22 protein-coding genes are annotated in these 20,408 nt (G+C 48.1%); 10 read left to right on the forward strand and 12 right to left on the reverse strand.

The annotated features are described in order from the left end of the window. The first annotated feature begins 95 nt into the window (after window positions 1-95). Window positions 96-278 (forward strand): hypothetical protein, encoded by a 183-nt coding sequence (locus tag LZ24_RS02745; protein ID WP_144682113.1) that lies wholly within the window; start codon window positions 96-98, stop codon window positions 276-278. 507 nt (window positions 279-785) lie between these two features. Then, window positions 786-941 carry a hypothetical protein gene (locus tag LZ24_RS02755; RefSeq protein WP_222427509.1) on the forward strand — a complete coding sequence of 52 codons (156 nt, stop codon included), beginning with the start codon at window positions 786-788 and terminating at the stop codon, window positions 939-941. Here LZ24_RS02755 and LZ24_RS02760 read toward each other — a convergent pair. Next, window positions 936-1,523 (reverse strand): helix-turn-helix transcriptional regulator, encoded by a 588-nt coding sequence (locus LZ24_RS02760; RefSeq protein WP_144682117.1) that lies wholly within the window; start codon window positions 1,521-1,523, stop codon window positions 936-938. The two genes, LZ24_RS02755 and LZ24_RS02760, sit on opposite strands and share 6 nt — an antisense overlap. A gap of 289 nt (window positions 1,524-1,812) precedes the next feature. Between LZ24_RS02760 and LZ24_RS02765 the strand changes: the two genes are divergently transcribed. Together LZ24_RS02765 and LZ24_RS02770 are read left to right on the forward strand one after the other, a co-directional pair. Then, a complete protein-coding gene (locus LZ24_RS02765; RefSeq protein WP_144682422.1) occupies window positions 1,813-2,079 on the forward strand; it encodes a type II toxin-antitoxin system TacA family antitoxin in 267 nt (88 codons plus the stop codon). Window positions 2,080-2,389: 310 nt separating this feature from the next. Next, window positions 2,390-3,715 (forward strand): DEAD/DEAH box helicase, encoded by a 1,326-nt coding sequence (locus tag LZ24_RS02770; protein WP_144682119.1) that lies wholly within the window; start codon window positions 2,390-2,392, stop codon window positions 3,713-3,715. Between the two features lie 498 nt (window positions 3,716-4,213). Here the strand turns inward: LZ24_RS02770 and LZ24_RS02775 are convergent, their stop codons facing one another. From LZ24_RS02775 to LZ24_RS02785, 3 genes are all read right to left on the reverse strand, one after another. Further along, window positions 4,214-5,029, reverse strand: coding sequence for a sugar phosphate isomerase/epimerase family protein (locus tag LZ24_RS02775; protein WP_144682121.1), 816 nt, complete (start codon window positions 5,027-5,029; stop codon window positions 4,214-4,216). Window positions 5,030-5,408: 379 nt separating this feature from the next. Next, window positions 5,409-6,395, reverse strand: coding sequence for an SPFH domain-containing protein (locus tag LZ24_RS02780; protein ID WP_144682123.1), 987 nt, complete (start codon window positions 6,393-6,395; stop codon window positions 5,409-5,411). After that, on the reverse strand, window positions 6,380-6,862 hold the full coding sequence (locus LZ24_RS02785) for an NfeD family protein (RefSeq protein ID WP_186442895.1): 483 nt from the start codon (window positions 6,860-6,862) through the stop codon (window positions 6,380-6,382). Before LZ24_RS02785 ends, LZ24_RS02780 begins: the two co-directional genes overlap by 16 nt. A gap of 90 nt (window positions 6,863-6,952) precedes the next feature. Between LZ24_RS02785 and sfsA the strand changes: the two genes are divergently transcribed. The 4 genes from sfsA to LZ24_RS02805 all read left to right on the forward strand — a co-directional run bounded on the left by sfsA (window position 6,953) and on the right by LZ24_RS02805 (window position 9,273). Beyond that, the gene (gene sfsA / locus LZ24_RS02790; protein ID WP_144682127.1) at window positions 6,953-7,666 is read left to right on the forward strand and encodes a DNA/RNA nuclease SfsA; all 714 of its coding nucleotides are present in this window, start codon (window positions 6,953-6,955) and stop codon (window positions 7,664-7,666) included. A gap of 119 nt (window positions 7,667-7,785) precedes the next feature. After that, on the forward strand, window positions 7,786-8,022 hold the full coding sequence (gene tatA, locus LZ24_RS02795) for a twin-arginine translocase TatA/TatE family subunit (RefSeq protein WP_144682129.1): 237 nt from the start codon (window positions 7,786-7,788) through the stop codon (window positions 8,020-8,022). Further along, entirely contained in the window at window positions 8,012-8,752 is a 741-nt protein-coding gene (gene tatC / locus LZ24_RS02800) for a twin-arginine translocase subunit TatC (protein WP_144682131.1), read from the forward strand. The genes tatA and tatC overlap by 11 nt, the downstream gene beginning before the upstream one ends. Window positions 8,753-8,832: 80 nt before the next feature. Continuing rightward, window positions 8,833-9,273 (forward strand): cytochrome c3 family protein, encoded by a 441-nt coding sequence (locus tag LZ24_RS02805; protein WP_186442896.1) that lies wholly within the window; start codon window positions 8,833-8,835, stop codon window positions 9,271-9,273. Between the two features lie 142 nt (window positions 9,274-9,415). On the opposite strand, the gene LZ24_RS02810 is transcribed toward LZ24_RS02805, so the two are convergent. The 6 genes from LZ24_RS02810 to LZ24_RS02835 all read right to left on the reverse strand — a co-directional run bounded on the left by LZ24_RS02810 (window position 9,416) and on the right by LZ24_RS02835 (window position 15,739). Then, complete coding sequence (locus LZ24_RS02810) at window positions 9,416-10,813, reverse strand: cobyrinate a,c-diamide synthase (protein WP_144682135.1); 1,398 nt, start codon at window positions 10,811-10,813, stop codon at window positions 9,416-9,418. A 31-nt stretch (window positions 10,814-10,844) separates the two neighbouring features. Continuing rightward, entirely contained in the window at window positions 10,845-11,087 is a 243-nt protein-coding gene (locus LZ24_RS02815) for a dissimilatory sulfite reductase D family protein (protein WP_144682136.1), read from the reverse strand. 75 nt (window positions 11,088-11,162) lie between these two features. Further along, window positions 11,163-12,311: a dissimilatory-type sulfite reductase subunit beta gene (gene dsrB, locus LZ24_RS02820; protein ID WP_144682138.1), complete on the reverse strand. Its 1,149-nt coding sequence runs from the start codon at window positions 12,309-12,311 to the stop codon at window positions 11,163-11,165. A gap of 18 nt (window positions 12,312-12,329) precedes the next feature. Continuing rightward, the gene (gene dsrA, locus LZ24_RS02825; RefSeq protein ID WP_144682140.1) at window positions 12,330-13,649 is read right to left on the reverse strand and encodes a dissimilatory-type sulfite reductase subunit alpha; all 1,320 of its coding nucleotides are present in this window, start codon (window positions 13,647-13,649) and stop codon (window positions 12,330-12,332) included. 286 nt (window positions 13,650-13,935) lie between these two features. Beyond that, the gene (locus tag LZ24_RS02830) at window positions 13,936-15,048 is read right to left on the reverse strand and encodes a hypothetical protein (RefSeq protein ID WP_144682142.1); all 1,113 of its coding nucleotides are present in this window, start codon (window positions 15,046-15,048) and stop codon (window positions 13,936-13,938) included. A gap of 61 nt (window positions 15,049-15,109) precedes the next feature. Next, entirely contained in the window at window positions 15,110-15,739 is a 630-nt protein-coding gene (locus LZ24_RS02835; protein ID WP_144682144.1) for a tetratricopeptide repeat protein, read from the reverse strand. A gap of 748 nt (window positions 15,740-16,487) precedes the next feature. Between LZ24_RS02835 and dapA the strand changes: the two genes are divergently transcribed. Then, on the forward strand, window positions 16,488-17,540 hold the full coding sequence (gene dapA / locus LZ24_RS02840; protein ID WP_144682145.1) for a 4-hydroxy-tetrahydrodipicolinate synthase: 1,053 nt from the start codon (window positions 16,488-16,490) through the stop codon (window positions 17,538-17,540). A gap of 82 nt (window positions 17,541-17,622) precedes the next feature. Here the strand turns inward: dapA and LZ24_RS02845 are convergent, their stop codons facing one another. Beyond that, complete coding sequence (locus tag LZ24_RS02845) at window positions 17,623-18,438, reverse strand: YkgJ family cysteine cluster protein (protein WP_144682147.1); 816 nt, start codon at window positions 18,436-18,438, stop codon at window positions 17,623-17,625. Window positions 18,439-18,611: 173 nt separating this feature from the next. Between LZ24_RS02845 and LZ24_RS02850 the strand changes: the two genes are divergently transcribed. After that, window positions 18,612-19,673, forward strand: a complete 1,062-nt coding sequence (locus LZ24_RS02850; RefSeq protein ID WP_144682149.1) for a branched-chain amino acid aminotransferase — start codon at window positions 18,612-18,614, stop codon at window positions 19,671-19,673. Window positions 19,674-19,767: 94 nt separating this feature from the next. Here the strand turns inward: LZ24_RS02850 and LZ24_RS02855 are convergent, their stop codons facing one another. Then, window positions 19,768-20,355: a lytic transglycosylase domain-containing protein gene (locus tag LZ24_RS02855; RefSeq protein ID WP_144682151.1), complete on the reverse strand. Its 588-nt coding sequence runs from the start codon at window positions 20,353-20,355 to the stop codon at window positions 19,768-19,770. Window positions 20,356-20,408: the final 53 nt, after the last annotated feature.

A 20,408-nucleotide genomic window follows, 5' to 3' on the forward strand; every position in this document is an offset into this window, starting at 1 on the left:
TTACCAACAGATAAATGTTCATAACCCTGTAGCTGTCCTGTCTGGAAAGCCTGCCGGACTTTTCAACATCCAATCCGGCAAACGACCTGATCAGGGTGGAAAACTGCCTGCTGGCCAATGGTTTTACACCGGTTCATGGGGAGCTGACCCGCAGGGATCTGCGTATTCCCGTGGTGAGAAGCCTTGTTCCGGGGCTGGAATTTCTAGGAGATTTCGACAGGTTTTCAACGGTAAACAGGCGCTTGTTTACCCGTTATCAAAAGCTTACCAACAGATAAATGTTCATAACCCTGTAGCCGTCCTTCAAAAACACTAAAGGCTTCTGACCGTCATCCTGATTCGGTAAAAGCAGGCCGAAGGAAAACTTATCCACATCTTTTCAACAATAAAAAAAAGAAAAAAAATAAATTATTTTATCAAAACGGGTCAATTTTATTGACCAAAAGTGGGTCAAAATTTTGGTCATTGACAGGCGGTATCGAGGAGTTTTCGACCGGCGGAGGAGAGGATATTGTCTAACTCACGGACGAAATCGGCCATCCGCATTTCCCGTTCTTCGATGGCGCTCAGTTCTGCCAAGTCGAAGTAGGCGGATACGAGGTTTTGAGTACGCGCAGTTCCTGTTCAGAAAGGTAGTTTTTGGCGATCATTGCTTCGGCCTGTGTGGGCTGCGTTCCTTTGAAGTTGGTCAAGTCGGCAAAGACTTGGTAGAAAAATCGGAATTTCCGATTTTTCTCACGGCAACCTCTTCAACAAGTTCGTTTTCCTTGAAAATATATCAGGATATGTTCATTGATCGTGGAACGGCTTTTTTTGAACAGCTCGGCAATCTGGTCGATGGTCAGCCAGACCGTTTCATCTTCAAGGCGGACGGAGATAGAACCATTACCGTCATCGCTTTTATAAATATGGGCAAGGCACTGCCTGCAGACGAACTATGACAGAGGCATCACAACAATCCCCAGAGGATTGACATGCCCATAGTTCACTGCCCCATCCTCACCCCTGCGCTGATAGGTGGCAGAAAAACATTTTTCCTCCAGAAGACAAGCATAAACCGTATCCAGCACGTCAGAATCCAGAAGTGGAGGAAGAAGGGGCTGGGTTCGGCTCAGCATTTTTACCTTGTCGGGCCATTTTTTCAGGGGTTTGTGGACATCGGTATCCAGCGTTTTTCTGGCAACATCAAAATAGAGATTGAGATTTTTAAGTACCGCAACGGGCATGAGGGATGGAGGAAAGGTTTCTATCATTCTAAAGGAAAATGCAGATAAAGGGTCCATACCGGGCAGGGTTTCAAAGGGCGCATCTTTTTCCCACATCCAGCCACGGGGTTTCTCATCATCGTTACAGATGGGGAAAAAACCTGATAATATGTCCAGATCCCTTTGAACCGTTCTCAGGCTGACATCAAACTCCATATCAACAAGCTTTGAATGGATTTCTGAAGCACTTATTTTACGGGGAGAACGGGGAATCATCCTGATCATGCGAATATAGCGGACACTTGTATTGACATACATGGGCATTCCTTCCCGAATAAAAAAACTACTCAAAACCAGTAATAATCTTCCTGCTCCGAAAGAGGGATATGATAAACCGCTGTCCAGGGGGGCTGAATCCATAAAAAAGGCCTGCGGAGCACCAGCAGCTGGGAAAAGGCTAAAAAAACAAAAGTCAGCGGATGAAAGTCTGCCAGCTGACCTTATATTCCAGTGGCAAAAGAAGGGGGGGGTTGATATGCAAGCAGCCCGACTCCATATTATATGGTGTGACACTTTGGCACCTTTACACCTGGCAAGGAGAATAAATATGACAACATTACCACGTATAACCGCCAGAATAGATTCGGATACACGCAATTTATTGAGTACGGCGACTTCCTTGTCCGGTATGTCAAGTATAAACAGCTTTGTACTGAGTGCGGCGGTGGAAAAGGCAAAAAATATTTTAGAACAGGAACGTATTCTAAAGCTTAGTGAGCAGGATGCAAGTATGCTGCTAAAAGCCCTTGACAGGCCACCCATAGCTCATTCCAGACTCAAAGCGGCTGCTGAACGCTATGAAAGCAAGGCATGAGGATGTAAGAATTTCTTTTAGTTAATCTAAAATGGTATCGCTCTGCAAAACTTCAAGGAACGAACAGCCAACGGGCAGGGACAGGCAAGAAGTAACAGGTACAGGGTGTTCATAAGTTTTGATTTATCAACATCCTTTAAAACAGGCTTCCTTCACCATCACCTTGAGGCTGCTATACTAAAAAACCGTAATTTATTAAGACATCCCAGCAAAATAAGGCTATATGTCGGATGCCTTTGTATTCGCAGCATGAGCACTCATGATTTTTACAGAAACAAAAAACACCATCAGAAAAGATTCAGGATTCCATATGTCATTTGATCAACTTGGCCTTCGGGCTGAACTGCTGAAGGCCATTCAGGATAAGGGATATACAAGCCCCACACCCATTCAGACCCTGACCATCCCCATCATATTAGAGGGCAGAGATATCCTTGCCCGCGCCCAGACTGGTACGGGAAAGACCGATGCCTTTGCCCTTCCCATGACAGAAATTCTTTCCAGACAGAAAACAAAATCCCGCCACCCCAGAGCGCTGGTCCTCACCCCAACACGGGAGCTGGCCCTTCAGGTGGGAGAAAGCATTCAGGCCTTTGCCCGGCGGGTTTCCCTTCGGTGCACCGTTGTTCACGGCGGCGTGGGAATTCACCCCCAGATCGATCGCCTGAAAAAAGGGATAGACATTCTTGTGGCCACCCCCGGACGTCTTCTGGATCTTTCTGGTCAGCGCCAGCTAAAACTGTCGGAAATTGAATTTCTGGTTTTTGACGAAGCGGACAGAATGCTGGATATGGGATTCAGCAAGGCCATCAATGAAATTCTCCAGCTTCTTCCCGCAGACCGCAGAACCATGCTCTTTTCTGCCACCTACAATAAAGAAATCCGGGACCTTGCGGCAAAAATGCTTCAAAATCCTGAATCCGTTGAGGTTACTCCCGATAAAACCGCTGCCGAATCCGTTGTTCAAAAGGTTCACCTTGTGGATAAAACCAATAAACGCAACCTGCTCAGCCACCTGATTCTCAAGGAAAACTGGACCCGCGTACTGGTTTTTTCCCGCACAAAACACGGAGCCAACAAGCTTACGGAAAAACTGGCTGCACAGGGAATCCGCAGTGCTGCCCTGCACGGCAATAAAAGCCAGTCCGTTCGCACAAGAACCCTTCAGGCCTTTAAAAATGATGAAATCCGTGTTCTGGTGGCAACGGATGTGGCGGCAAGGGGGCTGGACATCACCCATCTTCCCTATGTGGTCAACTATGACATGCCCGGAATTCCGGAAGATTACATCCACAGAATAGGCAGAACAGGCAGGGCAGGGATCAGCGGTATTGCCATTTCCCTTGTCAGCGCAGAAGAAAAACAATCCCTGAAAGCCATTGAAAAGCTGCTGGGCCGAAAAATCCCCGTAAAAAGCGTGGAAGGATATACCATTGATTCGGATGTTCCGGATTTTGTGCTGTATCGTCCGGGGAATGCCCAAAGTGAAAAAAAGGTGGACAAAGAAATCAGGGAAATTGTGCTGCAGAGAAAGGCAAAAAAAGAAGGGGGGAAAAATAAGGTATCAAAACCCTTTAAAGGCAAACCCATAAGCCCCCCTGCCAGTTCACGGAACAGGGGGCGAAATAAAGTATAAATTACAATCATTCATAATAGTTATTATAGTTCATCTAAAAACAGATGCAGACCCCATTTTTCAGGGAATGCGTCTGTTTTTTGTAACTGTCCAGCACAGTTTATTCTGAAATTCCAATACTGCAATTGCAGCAGCTTCGTACTGTTGCAAGGCACCCTTGCTATTTGCAAGTGACATTGCAATCGTTTCGGATCAGAGATTCGTCCGGCACTCAAGCCATAAATCCAAAGCCAATAATTTAGAACAAGACAACTTTATTGAGCTTGAGTGCCGGAGTGCTAATAAGAAGCGGCAAACTGTCTGAGCCGCCACAAAGGCAGCGTGCCAAGGCCTGTTATGTTAATAAAAAAGTGCATCCTGCCTGTGGCGGGGAGGTTTTGCCGCTTCCGCACAGGGCAAGAAGCTCCCGAATAAGATTGCGTCACAGGCAAATAGTTTGGGTGCCTGTGCTTCTGTCTGGCAGCTATGGTACAAAATTATGCTAAACAATTACGTTTTTTAAAAAAGCTCCCCAAGCTCCTGCACAAGCCATTCCATGGAAGGCAAAAGATTTTTCGGCTCATGGGGTTCAAGGGTAATAATGGGGAGTGATCTCCGGGCGTAGAGCATTTTTTTCAGGGGCGTATAATCAATGACCCCATGACCCGGCGGCAGATGGGAGTCTTCCTTTCCGTTATTGTCATGCAGATGGATTTCTCCGATAAAAGACCCCAGCACACCCAGCCAGTGGCTGAAGTCTCCGGAACCAAAGGCAGACTGATGGCCCGTATCCAGACAGACCCTCACCTTTTCTGCCCGGAGATGCTCCAGAAGAAGCAGAAGTTCTTCCGGGTGTTCCTCGTAAACATTTTCCAGAAAAAGCTGACTGTTTCTTTTTAAAAGATCCCCTGCAACCCCCTTCCAGAAATCTGCGGACCGGGCATACCATTCATCCTTTATCCAGTCGTAACGGCGGCTTTCCCAGCCACCGTGACAGACAACGGAAACGGGATTAAAAACAGGTACAAGCTCCAGAAACTGCTGTATCCTTTCCATGGAAACCCTGCGCACGGCGGCATCGGGAGATCCCGGTGAAAGGTCCATGAAGGGACCATGGAGGGTGATGCGCCGTCCCTTTTTCTGAAAGGCTCCGGCCACGGCCTTGAAATCCTCCCAGCCTGATGTATCCAGACTTAAGCCATCAATGCCTATTTCCGGGTTCAGTCCCAGAGAAAGAAAGGCTTCCATATAAAGCTCCCGCATGCGGAAGGGAAGGTTTACCTGAATGTTTTCCCTTATCCTCTGCGGTATGGCCGCAATGTCCGACAAATTCATCCTTTTTACCCCTGTATGCTTTAACCGTGATTGCTATTTTCTTTTAAAAAAATATTTTATTTCAAGGTAATTATTCAGCAGCTTCGTACTGTTGCAAGGCTCCGTGGCTATTTGCAAGTGACATTGCAATCGTTTCGGATCAGAGTTTCGCAGGCCTGTGCGAAAGAAGCGGCAAACTGTCTGAGCCGCCACAAAGGCAGCGTACAAAGGTCTGCTTTGGTAATCAAAAAGCTTATCCTGCCTGTGGCGGGGAGTTTTTGCCGCTTCCGCACAGGGCAAGAAGCTCCCGAATAAGATTGCGTCACGGGCAAATAGCCTGGGGCCTGTGCATCTGTCTTGCAGCTATGGTACCTGGAAAACAGTGCTGAACAGTTACCTTTCATGCGCCCTTAAACATATCCCTGATACCACCGATGGAACCTAAGAAGTTGGTGGCCTCATAGGGAAGGTAAACAATTTTGTTTTCCTTGCCATCCGCCATCACCTTGAGGGCTTCAATGTAACGCACGGCAATCAGGTAATTGGCCGGATCTCCGGGCCTGTCCTTAAAGGCTTCCACAAGCTTGAGGATGGCCATGGCTTCGGCGGAAGCAATTTTATACCGGGCTTCGGCCTCCCCTTCCGCTTCGAGGATGGTTGCACGTTTTTCCCCTTCGGCACGGTTGATGGCAGCTTCCTTCTCCCCTTCCGCCTCAAGGATGGCCGCCCGCTTTCCCCCTCCCGCCTTGAGGATGGCCGCCCGCCGGTCCCTTTCCGCCCGCATCTGCTTTTCCATGGCCTCCTGCACTTCCGCAGGCGGTGTAATATCCTGAAGCTCCACCCGGGTTACCTTCACACCCCACTTGTCCGTGGCATCATCAAGGATGCTGCGGAGTTTGGTGTTGATGATTTCCCTTGAAGCCAGACATTCATCAAAATCCATCTCCCCCACCACATTTCTTAAGGTGGTCTGGGTCAGCTTTTCAATGGCCTGGGGGAGATTGGCCACTTCATACACGGCCCGGATGGAGTCTGTAACCTGAAAATACAAAAGGGCATCGATTTCCATGGTCACGTTATCTTTCGTGATCACATTCTGACGGGGAAAATCATAGACCGTTTCCCGAAGATCAATGCGGTCCGTCAGTTTGGTCACCGTCAGCCGCTTTTCTCCCGATGCATCCTGGGTGACATAGCGCCAGTGAATCTGCCTTGGCTGATCCAGAAAGGGCCAGAGGATATTGATACCGCTGTCAAGGGCCCGGTGAAAACGCCCCAGCCTTTCCACAATCATGGTTTCGGCCTGCTGGATGATTTTCAATCCCTTAATGGCAAAGACAATGACAAAAAAAGCCAGAAGCCCCATAATAATCAGCAGTGGTTCCATTTTTTTATCTCCTTATCCTGTTTATTGAAAGGACGTACCTGAAGGGTAACGCCACTTACGGACTCTATGCTTACCAGGTCTCCAACCTGAAAAAGCTGCCCCTCTCCTCCCCTGGCCCGCCATACTTCCCCGCCGATTTTCACCTTGCCATGACTTCCGGGGCCACCGAAGGCTTCCAGTACCTCGGCAGTCTGCCCCGTAAGGGCATGAATACCCGTTTGAATTTTTCCGGATTTCCCCGCAGAAAAACGTAAGAGCAGAGGGCGTACGGCAAAGCAGCAGAATAGGGATATGAGAGAAAAAACAAACACCTGAAAAACAAAACCCGTTCCCAGAAGGGAAAAAAGGGCCGCGGCAAAGGCCCCCACCCCAAAACAGGCAAGAAAAAATACAGGTGTAAACATTTCACCTGCCACAAGGATAATACCCAGCACCACCCATAGATGCCACGGCTCAAACAATACCATTTTCCCTCCTTGCCCTTTATCCATGATTGTCGTAACCATGTATTCAGATATCTTTTAGATACCACGAAAACCACATACCGGAAAGCATCCATGCATCCTGAAGCCAAGTTCCTTGAGTGGCCCCCCCTCATTAAAGGCACACTGATCCGACGCTATAAACGCTTTCTTGCAGACATCCTTCTGGATACGGGGGAAACCATTACCGCCCACTGCGCCAACTCAGGAGCCATGACCCATTGCAGTGAAGCGGGACGGCCCGTGTGGGTGGCCCATGAACCCGGACCCAAAAGAAAGCTGTCATACACCTGGTATCTGATTCAGATGGAAGAAAGCCTTGTGGGCGTACACACCCAGATACCCAACAGGCTGGTCTCCCTTGCCATAAAAAAAGGAGACATCCCTGAGCTTGGCGGATATGAAAACATAACAAGGGAAGTCAAAGTAAAAAACTCCCGCATGGATATTCTTTTATCGGATTCCATAAAAAAAGACTGTTTTGTGGAAGTCAAAAACTGTACCCAGATTCTTAAAGGGCTTGCCGCCTTTCCCGATGCTGTAACCACAAGGGGTAAACGTCACATGGAGGAGCTTGCCATGCTGGCTGAAAATGGAAAAAGGGCCGTTGTTTTTTTTCTGGTTCAAAGGGAAGATGCAAAAGGGTTCACCCCAGCGGACACCATTGATCCCGCATACGCCAAAGCCCTGCGCCGGGCTTCTGACTGTGGCGTTGAAATCCTGTGTTATGATGTCCGCATGAATCTTGAGGGAATTCGTATACACGGCGCACTCCCGGTTTTTTTGTAAAAAAAGAGTACCCGCCGCCATTTTCCGGGCTTATCTTGACAGAAAAGTCCGGAACAGATACTTAAGATAGTCAATGAATACGGCACAGGCCGTATTTTTTTATGAAAAAGGAGGATTCCATGTTTGGTATGGGCATGCCGGAGATTCTGATCATTCTGGCACTGGCACTGATTGTCATCGGACCTAAAAAACTGCCGGATCTTGCCCGTTCCCTGGGAAAGGCCTTTGGCGAATTCAAAAGCGCATCCAAAGACTTTAAAGATGCCCTGAATGCGGAAACCCAGACAGGGGAAGAAAAAAAATCCCTGAAAGCACCGGACGAAAACAAGGAAAAAGACACCCGCCATGAAGGATGAGTCCCTCTCCCTTATGGATCACCTGACGGAATTGAGAAAGCGGCTGATCCGGTCGCTGATAGCCATCAGTATTGGCTTTCTGATATGCTACGGATTCAAGGAGCAGCTTTTTTTCATTCTTGTGGCCCCCCTGCAGGAAGCCATGGGAACAACGGGTTCCACCCTCATTTTTACAGGCCTTCCCGAAGCCTTTTTTACCTATCTTAAAGTTGCCCTTCTCGGTGGCCTTCTTCTTGCATCCCCTTATATTCTGACGGAATTCTGGCTTTTTGTTTCTCCGGGGCTGTATAAGAAAGAAAAAAAACTGCTGATTCCCATTATTTTTCTTTCGGTCTTCTTTTTTCTTGGGGGCGCTCTTTTTGGATATTTTATTGTTTTTCCATGGGGTTTTCGGTTTTTTCTTGGATTTGCAACGGAAAGTATCCATGCTCTGCCAGCCATGAAGGAATACCTCGCCTTTTCAAGCAAAATGCTTCTGGCCTTCGGGCTGGTATTTGAAATGCCCCTTGTACTGACGGCCATGGCCCGCATGGGGCTTGTAACGCCAGCATTTCTGGCAAAAAACCGGAAATACGCACTTTTACTTTTTTTCGGACTGGCTGCCATCCTCACACCACCGGATGTGGTTACCCAGGTGATGATGGCCATTCCCCTTGTACTGCTCTATGAAATCAGCATTATCGGTGCCCGTGTTTTTCAAAGAAAACCCATGGATCAGAAAGATCCATAAAAGATGCTGTTCATCATAAGGGTTTTTCGGCCCCCTCGCCGGAAGGCTCTCCTATCCCACCCCAAATGCAGGAGGTTTCCATGAAACAGAAAAAAGGTTTTTTCCTGGCGCTGACAGGTGCTGCCCTACTTTTATGTGCTGCAGCCGTCGCACTGGCTGGTGCAATCAAAACAGAGGTCGATGATGTCATTCAAATGAAAACACCCATCTATGAAGAACACGAGCGCCCCCTTGTAACCTTTACCCATAAGCTGCACTCAGAAGATTACGGCATTTCCTGCGGCACATGCCACCATGATGACAAGGGGCAACCCCTGGAACTGGTCATGGGTGATCCTGTACAGTCCTGCGCCGCATGCCACAGCATACCCGGTCAGAGACCAAGGGGAGACCAGACACCAAAGCTGGACTTCCATGCAGAGGCCATGCACGACAGCTGTCGAAGCTGCCATGCACAGTTCAACAGGGAAAAAGGGGAGCGCATTGCTCCCATCATGTGCAACCAGTGCCATACCAACTGAGAAAAGACGGATAAGCAGAATCAGCAGGATAAAACCAGAAAAACACGTACCTGAGGGGAAACGGGGAAAACGAGGGGATCAGGGCGTGTTATGCATCAGGGGGTGTCAGCACGGGAAGGTGCGGCACCCCTTTTTATTGATATCACTTCCCGTATTCTTTAAACATGCGGGCCCTGTTCACCATGGCAGGGGCCCACTGGGGCGTTCCAAGGGCATGGATATGGGTATAGGCGGCAAGGGTATTTTTAAAAATCAGACCATCCCTGCCCTTGGTAATCCCGGTTCCCCTTCCCATGGAAAATACCATGGGCACATCTTCCTGCAGGTATTCCACTCTGGAATATCGGAATTCATGGCCAAGGATGGACAGTCCTTCGGGGAAAAAGGGATTTTTTTTCTCCACCGTCACCCGGACATAACCGTGTCCCTGGGGTTTATCACTGAAACCAAAACGGACAGGAAAAACACCGCACATGGGGTAAGATGTGCCATCCAGAATGAGGGCCTCTCCCAGATACATCAGTCCGCCGCATTCCGCATAGATGGGAAGCCCTGCATGGGCTGCTTCAAAAATGCTTTTCCTGAGACTGGCATTGGCGGTAAGGGACGTGGCATGGGTTTCGGGAAATCCGCCGCCAATGTAAAGGGCGTCAATTTCCGGAAGCTCCTGATCTTCAAGGCTGTGGATGGGTATAAGCTCGGCCCCCTCGGCTTCAAGGGCTTCCAGATTTTCAGGATAATAAAACTGAAAGGCCGCATCCTTTAAAAAACCTATTTTTACAGAACTTTCTTTTATGGATAAAGAATCCGAAATCAGCGGATCTTTTTTCTGATCGGCTTGGGGAGAAAGGGGCTGTGCAAGGCTGAAAACACGGTCCATATCCACATTTTCCCTGACAACAGCCGCAGATGTACGGATGGAGTGGGTAGCCCATCCATGTTCCTGGGTAGGAACAAGCCCCATATGGCGCTCCGGGAAATCCTGATCCCTGAGCTTGGGAATGGCCCCAAGAACAGGAACGCCCGTATGGTGTTCAATGGCCTTTGTCAGAATCCCCGCATGACGGGTTCCTGCCACACGGTTCAGCACAACGCCACAGATCCGGACATCCGGATCAAAATGCAGGCAGCCAAGGACCAGCGCTGCCATGGTCCGGGTACTTTTGGTCACATCCAGACACAGGAGAACAGGGGCATCAATCAGTTTGGCAATGTCTGCGGTTGAGGTATTGCCCGCCAGATCAATGCCGTCATAAAGGCCCCGGTTTCCCTCTATGAGGGCAATATCCGATCCCTGACTGTGCCGGAAAAAAGAAGTGCGAACCACATGGGGTTCGCACAGATAGGTATCCAGATTATAGCAATGCCGGCCTGTGGCAAAGGCCAGCCAGCCGGCATCAATATAATCCGGACCTTTTTTAAAGGGAGCGACACCTATACCTGTCTGGGTCCAGGCCGCTGCAAGACCAATGGAAAGAATGGTTTTGCCTGACCCGCCCCGTAAGGCGGCAATGGCAATGCGGGGTATATCATAACGCATGAAGCCGGTTGCTCCGTTCAAAAAGCTTTTTTTATTCGCCTTCAGCGCCAGCCTGCTTGCCTGCACCTTTAAGGCCGATCATGGTGGAAGAACCGGAAGACCAGTATTCCAGAATGCCTTCACCCACCAATTTATTGATGAAGTTTTTTACGGTTCTGGGACCTTCATCGGGGAAAATGGTATAAAAATCTTTCAGGTAAAATTTTGATTTGGTTTTGGATTTCTTTTCGATGTAATCCAAAACCATTTCTTTTGCATTATCCGGAAGAGCCATGTACGCCTCCATAAGAAAAAAGTTTTGGCCGGCACCTGTCAGGGTACCGGCCTCATGAAGCAAAAGACTCAGTTCTTAAAACTTGAACTGGGTAGACTGCCGCCAGGTGTAGTATGCATGATCGCGGAAATCATCGATCAGGTGGTGCGTAAATTCAAGTTCACACTTCTCGAAGAAACGCTCCCAGCCAATACGCTCGGCCCAGTCACCAACACGCTCGTATTTTCTGGCATCGCTGGCATAGGCTTCAACCATGCGACGGATGGTCTGGGTCATCGTGGGCCAGCGGGGCATTTCATTTTCAATGAAGGCCACAACAACCTTGGAGAACTTGGGCGGGTTGATGCGGTTGGAAATCTTGCCACCCACCATGAGAACAATACCGTCACCTTCGGTGTCGGAAATGGGCAGTGAGGGGCACATGGTGTAGCAGTTACCACAGTACATGCAGCGCTCATTATTGATGGCAAGGCTGTTCACCTTGGTGCCATCGGGCAGCTCATGCTTGGCAGGCTTGATGGCCGCCGTGGGGCAGGAGGCAATGGCCAGAGGAATTTCACACTGCTTGTCCAGATACTCATGGTCAATCATCGGCGGCTTTCTGTGGTAGCCGAGGATGGCAATGTCAGAGCAGTGAACGGCACCGCACATGTTCAGACAGCAGGCCATGGCAATGCGCAGTTTGGCAGGAAGACGCATGTCCTGGAAATCCGTGAACATTTCGTCCATGGTGGCCTTCACGGTACCGGAACCATCCGTGGCAGGAGTGTGGCAGTGAATCCAGCCCTGGGTATGAACGATGTTGGAGATACCTGCGCCCGTACCACCAATGGGGAACTTGAAGGAACCACCTGCAAACTTGCGGTCTTTCAGGTCAGCCTTAAGGGCTTCAACCTTGTCCTTGGAGTCCACCATAAATTCAATGTTGTTACGGGTGGTGAACCGCAGGTAACCGTCACAGTGCTTGTCTGCAATGTCGCAGATTTCACGGATGAGCGTACCGGACATCAGGCGGGCACCACCACAGCGGACGGTATATACCTCGTCTCCGCTTTCGGCAACATGGACCAGAACGCCGGGTTCAATGATTTCATGGTACAGCCACTTCCCCTTGTTGGCCTTGATGACCGGGGGATAGAATTCTTCAAAGTGACGAGGACCGATATCTGTAATCCGGTTTTCCATCGGAACAGCCGGATTGTAACCAGAGGATACAAAAGCCATGGATTATTCCTCCCCTTCTTAGCGCTTGTGATGTTTTCTGTATTCTTTGACGTCACGCTCCCAGCCACCGGGTACTTCATCTTCTTTCCAGAAGATGTAGGGGTTACAGCGGGGTTCACTGACGTGGCGTGCATCCGCTTTAATACCGGTAACTTCCAGCATTTTCTGGAAACCGGCACGGCGGATAAGCTCACCAAGACGCTCACGGTTCTTGCCTTCTTCCATCCACCAATCCCAGATAGATTCAATAACTTCCGTAACGGCAGCATAATCATCTTCGGGATTGACTTCCACAAAGGGAGCCAGAAGGGAGCCCATCTGCTGACCATCAAGGATAGGAGCCTTGGCACCGACCAGAATGGAAAGACCGGTATCCTGACCTACGCGAAGGGCGCGGGGCATGGCGTTGATGCAGTGCATGCAGCGGTTGCACTCTTTGTTATCGATTTTCAGCTCTTTGCCTTCCATCCACATACATTCGGTGGGGCAGAGATCAATCACTTCCTTCTGAATATCGAATGCACCCCAGTCACGGCCTTTGAAGGCACCACCGTTGGGAGCAATTTCACCACCGATATAGGCCTGAACAGCTTCCTGATCAATGCGGATATCGTCCTTCCAGGTTCCGATGAAGCTCATGTCGGAACGGGCAATGGAGGCAACGCAGCCATTGGGGCAACCGTCAAACTTGAACTTGAACTTGTAGGGGAAGGCGGGACGGTGCAGCTCGTCCTGATACAGATTGGTGAGGAAGTGACACAGGGCATTGGTGTCATAGCAGGAAAATTCACAACGGGAAGAACCGATGCAGTCCGCAGGGGTTCTCAGGTTGGAGCCGGAGCCGCCAAGGTCTGTGTTCAGGTTGTGGGTCAGCTCATAGAAGATTTCTTCGAGCTGCTCGGTACGGGTACCAAGGAAAATGATGTCACCCGTGGAGCCGTGCATGTTGGTCATGCCGGAACCGCGCATCTGCCAGATGTCCATGAGCTGACGCAGGTAGTCTGCTTTGTAATACTTACCCGCAGGCTGTGCCACGCGGACGGTGTGGAAGTGGGCAACACCGGGGAACATTTCCGGCTGGTCGCAGTAACGACCGATAACACCACCACCATAACCGAATACACCAACGATACCCCCATGTTTCCAGTGGGTACGGCCATGTACATAAGAAAGTTCCAGAACACCCATGAGGTCATCCACAACATCCACAGGAATCTGAAATTCAATGCCGGCCTCATTCTTGGCACGGACTTCAGCTTCAAGCTTCATGTCGGAGACGAAGCTCGGCCAGGGGCCAGACTCCAGCTGGTCCAGCAACGGAGTTTCGTGTTTTGCCATTACCTTACCTCCATGTGAAAGATTTACAATCCTGACGTTTCGTCAAGGGGAACTCACCGTAAAACCAAAACATTCGCAATGCATTACTATCGCTTTCAAATAACCCTTTATTTCTCTCTATTCAAAGATGGATCATATAGGATGTGAACGCTCCATTGTCAATAAAAAAGGGGTTTTTCTTAAAAACCAATAGCTCTTATTTATCAACATTTTTTATCAGAATACCCTATATTGCCCACAGTGCAAAAAAAAGCTCTCCATCTTGTATTTTATTACAAAAAAATATTTACCTGTTTTTTTTGTCTTCACATATTGCCTCAAAAACACCGTCTGAATGCACCCTCAGATTTTTTTTAATCAGAACAATTTCCGGGGCCATGGGATTGTAGGCAGACAAAAGATCTCCATGGGCAGAAAAAAGGTGATCCCTGCCCATGGACCGGACAATCTCAGGAAGGGCCTCCCTGACCATTGCCATTTCTTTGCTGTCCGGATATTTTTCAGACAAGCCTTCAAAAAAACCGGCAATACATGGCGCAAGCACATAATCCGGAGCCCATACCAGCTCTCCCACACCATCTGAGCGATCCAGCCGCATCCGCAGCAGCATATTCCATAAAAAATGAAAAAGACCTTCCAGTTTATCCGAAAGATCCGCCTCTTCAGAATCCATGGAGATGAGGCTGGTGTACTGACGCACGGTGATCAGGCGGACATCCAGCCTGTCTGAATCCGGACATACAACAAAATCTCCGGCAGCATGGTGCCAGGGAAATATCTGGTCAAAGGTGTTAAAATCATAGGCCTGAGTGAGGATGGAAGCCGCCTGACGGAAAAGATCAGACACCTCTTTTTCCTGCAAGGCAGACCTGCTTCCATCATCCTGCCAGACCTGCATCTCCAGGGAACCGTTTTTCAGACCGGACCAGTGAAACTCACAAAAGCCTTCAAACCAGGGGGCTGAAAAAAAAGAAGCTCTTTTTCCTCCTTCCAGTTCACCTTCACCGGAAAAATACACTTCAGGAATACCCCTTACAGCCTTATTCTTCAGTTTCCCAAGAGCCTTTATTTCCGTAGCCATGGTGCGGATACCTGCTTCACTGACAGCCCCGTTCACTACCAGAGGCTGACCGGCCCTTTCATTAATAAGTACCCTGCACGGATGGTAAAAGGCACCATGCTTTTCAAGGACAATATGGATTTTCTCTATTTTTTCACCATAAATGCCTTCAATTGCACCAAGATGTTCATTCAGAAAATGGGCCACCCCCTTAAGGAAAACCCCGCACTGAATATCCGTATCCAGATCTGTCCCTGCCGGCAGCAGATGGGAATACAGGGGGTCTGAAGGAAAGACACGATCCCCCATACCAGAAATACCATAAGAATAAAGGGTCATGATCTTTTCCGTTCCCTTGCAGACAGCCATGGCCGTCCGGCTGCACTGCCGCTTGTCAGCGTCATACGTTTTTCCTGTGGGAGTCCAGCTCTTTTTTCAAGCCTTCTGCCAGTGGGTATCCAAGGGATTCTGCTTTGTCGGCATTTTCAATGGCCTGGTCATAGTCCCCTTTTTCAAGGTAAGCCACCGCCAGATTGTTATAGGATATGGGAAAATCCGGATTGATTTCTATGGCCTGCCTGCAGGCTTCAATGGCTTCGTCCAGAAGCCCCTGCATCAGATAGGCGGTTGCCAGCGTTGTGAAAGCCTGAATGTTTTTTGAATTAAAAACAATACTCTTTCTGAGATGCTTAACGGCTTCATCTATATTTCCATTTTGCAGCTCAAGGTATCCTATGTTGGCATATCCCGGAGAAAAACCGGCCCTCGCCTTGATGGACCTTTTATTATAATGCAGACAACCTTCCTCGTCTCCCCTCTGGAGGCAGATGGCACCCAGCTGCACAAAGGCTTCCGCGAGATTGGGGCTGCAGGAGATGGCCTCGTGCAGATGGGATTCCGCTTCCTCATATTTTTTCTGACCCATGAGGGCCACGGCCAGATTGTAGTGCGTCGCACCACACTCGGAGTTGGATGCCAGTGCCATCCGCTGCTTTGCTATATATTCATCGGCGTTCTGTGCTTTATGCATATTTTTTTTCATCCCCTTAAAGTGTAACTTTTCAAAAAAAATTCCATGGACATGTAATCCCTGCGTATCTCCCTGCCCAGCCTTGCAGATCATCCATAAGAACAATGGATGAAGGATAATAAAAAAAACCATGTAATTGTTCAGCACAGTTTTCCAAGTACCATAGCTGCAAGACAGATGCACAGGCCCCAGGCTATTTGCCCGTGACGCAATCTTATTCGGGAGCTTCTTGCCCTGTGCGGAAGCGCAAAAAACTCCCCGCCACAGGCAGGATAAGCTTTTTTATTACCATATCAGGCTTGAGCACGCTGCCTTTGTGGCAGCTCAGACAGTTTGCCGCTTCTTTCGCACAGGCCTGCAAAGCTCTGATCCGAAACGATTGCAATGTCACTTGCAAATAGCCACGGAGCCTTGCAACAGTACGAAGCTGCTGAATAATTACAAAACCATGAACCTTTATCATAAAACAACAAAAATTACTTAAGGTGTTCCGTTAGTATGGGCCGTCCCTTTCTGTCAAGGATATTTGTCTTTCCTGTATTCCCAAAGGGTTAAATATTGTCAAATCATAAAATATATGGTAGCCGACAGTCTGTAATTAAAAAAAATACCCATGGTGCCCTACAGAATTTTTTCACAATAAACCATAAAAATATTTATATTTTATTAAAAATGAATCCGGTTTGTCCGGACAAAATATCTGATTTTTTCTGGCTGTTTATTTTTAACCATATGAAGGGAGTTTTATATGCGCACAGGCTGCTATACTGCGCTGGTCACCCCCATGACCAACAACACCGTTGATTACAAGGGCCTTGAAGCACTGGTGGACTTCCAGCTTCAATCCGGAGTTACGGGCATTCTTGCCGTGGGAACAACGGGAGAAAGCCCCACCCTTAACTGGGAAGAACATAATACGGTCATTAAAACCGTTGCCTCAAAATGTAAGGATAAGGCCCTGTGTATTGCCGGTGCCGGCAGCAACAATACCGCAGAATCCATGAATGCGGCCATCCATGCCGCAGATTGCGGAGTGGATGCCATTTTACTGGTAGATCCTTATTATAACGGTCCAAGCTCCCTTGAAATAAGAAGAGAGTACATTGCACCCGTAGCAAAAGCCGTTCCTGATATAGATATTATTCCCTATATCATCCCCGGCCGTACCGGTGCCCAGATGTTTCCCGAAGACCTCGCTGTTTTGCATCAGCAGTATAAAAACATCCGCTGTGTGAAGGAGGCTACGGGCGATCTCGACAATATGCGCCGCACACGGGAATGCTGTGGCAAGGATTTTCTTATCTTCTCAGGAGATGATGCCCTCACCTTTCCCATGATGACAGATCCTTACATTGCTGCTTCCGGCATTATATCCGTGGCTTCCAATATCGTTCCGGCACTGATCACAGAAATGACCTATTGCCTTGGAAGGGGAGAAACCCAGAGGGCACAGCAGATTCTTTCGGATATAGAGCCCCTTTTCCGGCTGGTCACCGTCACCACCCAGGAAGAAACCCCCTATGGCCCGGTTGCCTGCCGTGCCAGAAACCCTCTCGCCCTGAAAACACTGATGCAGCTTATCGGTATGCCTTCAGGCCCCTGCAGAAAACCCTTAGGAAAAATGACACAAAAAGGTTTTGAATTTGTTCTGGCCACAGCAAGGGAAGTTCATCAGAAAAATCCCGATGTACTGGGTTTTGCAGCAACATTCTTTGATGTGGATATAGAAGAGAGACTGAACAATCCTGAATACTGGAAACATCTTTACTATACGGAAGAATACACAGAAACGCCCGCATAAGAGGCCGTACAAAAAACTGTGTCAGGATTCCCTTCATGGTGAATCCTGACACAGAGATACCCGGACATAAGGCATTAAAAATTTATTTTTTTCTTGCTCCGGCAAACTCTTCTTTCACCAAAAAACGTCCTTCCGGATCCCGCTTGAAAAGAATGGCCTGAAGCCAGTCAAAACCAAACTGCAGCAATGTAACTTCATCTTCACTTATTTTTTGAATAATTTCATCGGAAATATTGTGCATCTTTAAAAAATCCGACTCAAATACAAATCTTTTGAAACCGTCAATATTATAACAGACCATGAAAAAGAGTTTTCTGCTCTTTTCTGTCATATCCATGGTAAAACCAAAACTTTTTTTCCTTACAATCAGATCCGTCCATCCCTCATTGATCCTGTCCTGAAGATCAACGCCCTGATCCATGCGCCATTCTGCTATGGACCATTCTTTCGTTTCCTGATGCCCCTTACAGCGTTCTTCATTGATCATAAAGAAAAAATCATCCTGTGTACCCTCAACCACGTCTTCCATGTGGCTTCTTGTGGCCATGCCTATGGGATAATAACGACAGGCACTTGGACGATCGGCATAAATGATGCAACCCTCCCCGTCCCGGACAAAGGGACAGGACTGTTTTTCATCATCCAGAAGGCGCATTACCGGTACGGGCAGGCCTGTTTTTTCAAGAATCTGAGGTTCCGTATATACGGCAAGAAATTCATCGGAAGGAATTCCCATACGGTTTTTAATGCGGATAATATCATAGGGAGTCAGCATGATATTAATTTTCCGGCAGCAATCCGTAAAACAGGGAACCCCCGGATGGCAGTCGAAGCAGAAACGGCTTTCTCTGGTTAACTGGACGGGAACTGCCTCGTTCACATATTCCTGATCACTCATAAATTTTTTTCCTTCCATACCATTGAATTTTTTTTCAAATTTTATCCGGTATTAATAAAAAAAGCAGAACTTTCCTTATCCCATCAGTAAAAACACCTGTATAAAAACGAAAACAAGGTATAAAATACCCCCCGACATCTTTTAAAGTTCCTCAAAATCCGGAGAAAAACCCCATGAATATTTCTTTTACAGCCAGCAGGCACCCCAAAAAAAAACCCGAAGACCATGAACTCAGTTTTGGTACCCGGTTTACAGACCACATGCTTCTCATGGATTACAGCCTTGAAAAGGGCTGGCATGATCTGCGCATTGTTCCCTATGATAATTTTTCACTTCCTCCGTCCACAACGGTTTTCCATTACGGTCAGGCCATTTTTGAAGGTCTCAAAGCCTACAGGCGTAAAGACAATCAAATTCAGCTCTTCCGGGCAAAGGACAACTTTGACCGCTTCAACCGTTCCGCCAGACGCATGTGCATCCCCGAAATAGAAAGGGATTCTGTCCTTGACGCCCTGAAGGAACTGATCCGTATAGAAGAAGACTGGGTTCCTTCCAGCCATGGTACCTCTCTTTACATCCGCCCCACCATTATTGCAACCGACCCCTTCCTTGGAATACGGGCTTCCCATACCTATCTTTTTTTTACCATCCTGTCTCCTGTGGGAGCCTATTACCCCGAAGGTTTTAATCCTGTAAAAATATGGGTAACCAGCGAGTATGTCCGTGCCGTACCCGGTGGCGTGGGGGAGGCAAAAACCGCAGGGAATTACGCAGCCAGCCTTTATGCCTCAGAAAAAGCCCAGAAGGAAGGATACACGCAGGTTTTATGGCTGGATGGCAAAGAGCACCGCTACATAGAAGAGGTGGGCTCCATGAATATCTTCTTTGTAATCAACAATACCATTGTCACCCCTGAACTCAATGGCAGTATTCTTTCCGGTGTTACCCGCAATACGGTGATACAGGTAGCCAGAAAAAATGGCCTGTCTGTTTCTGAAAAAAGGATTTCCATTGATGAAATCTGTGAGGCCCATGAAAAAGGCGAGTTAAGTGAAGCCTTTGGCTCAGGAACCGCCGCTGTTATTTCTCCTGTGGGCACCATCCGCTACAAGGATCATATTCTCACCATAAAAAATGGCGTTGCCGGTCCCATATCCACCATGCTTTTTGATGAAATTACAGGCATTCAGTATGGTGAAAAGGAAGATTCTTTCCAATGGACTGAAATTATATAGTTTTTTAAAGCAAAGGAGCCAGGATCTGCAAAAGCACCGGATTCATCAGGGTATGCAGACAGATGCTGTCTCCTTTGTTCTTTAAAAAAAGGTCTCATTTTCTGTATTCTTCACGGAATTCTAAAACCCTTTTGATATAATTAAGGGTTTCAGAAAAAGGCGGCACACCACCGTATCTTTTAACCGTGGAAGGACCCGCATTGTAAGCGGCAAGGGCCAGTTCCACATCTTCTTCAAACATATCCAGCATCATGCGCAGATACCTTGTTCCTGCCATAATGTTTTCCCTTGGATTAAAGGGATCCCTCACTCCAAGTTCCCTGCTGGTCGATGGCATCAGTTGCATGAGTCCCTGGGCACCCTTAGGTGAAACGGCTTTCGGGTTAAAGGAGGATTCCGCCCGGACCACAGCCTTCACCAGAAATGGGTCCACCCCGTGATAATTTGCCGCCACCCGGATATTTTCATCATAAAAAGTCAGTTTTCCAGTGTCACTCCCCTTTTTATCCCCTCTCTCACTCATAAAAAACTTGTAGTTGGAGGATGTGGGTGTATTGGTAAAACGGACAATCCCTTTTTCATCCACATACATATAAATATCTGCAGCCGCCTCTCCATAAAAAAAAAGGAGTGCGTGGATAAAAAAAACAAAAAAATTGACAAGTGATATATGACGTATCATTTTTTATATCCGCTTTTTTATAACGATAGCCCCACATCCCCACCCGATCAGCC

The organism is Desulfobotulus alkaliphilus, assembly GCF_007830435.1.
In the GTDB taxonomy this organism is placed as follows: Bacteria; Desulfobacterota; Desulfobacteria; order Desulfobacterales; family ASO4-4; genus Desulfobotulus; species Desulfobotulus alkaliphilus.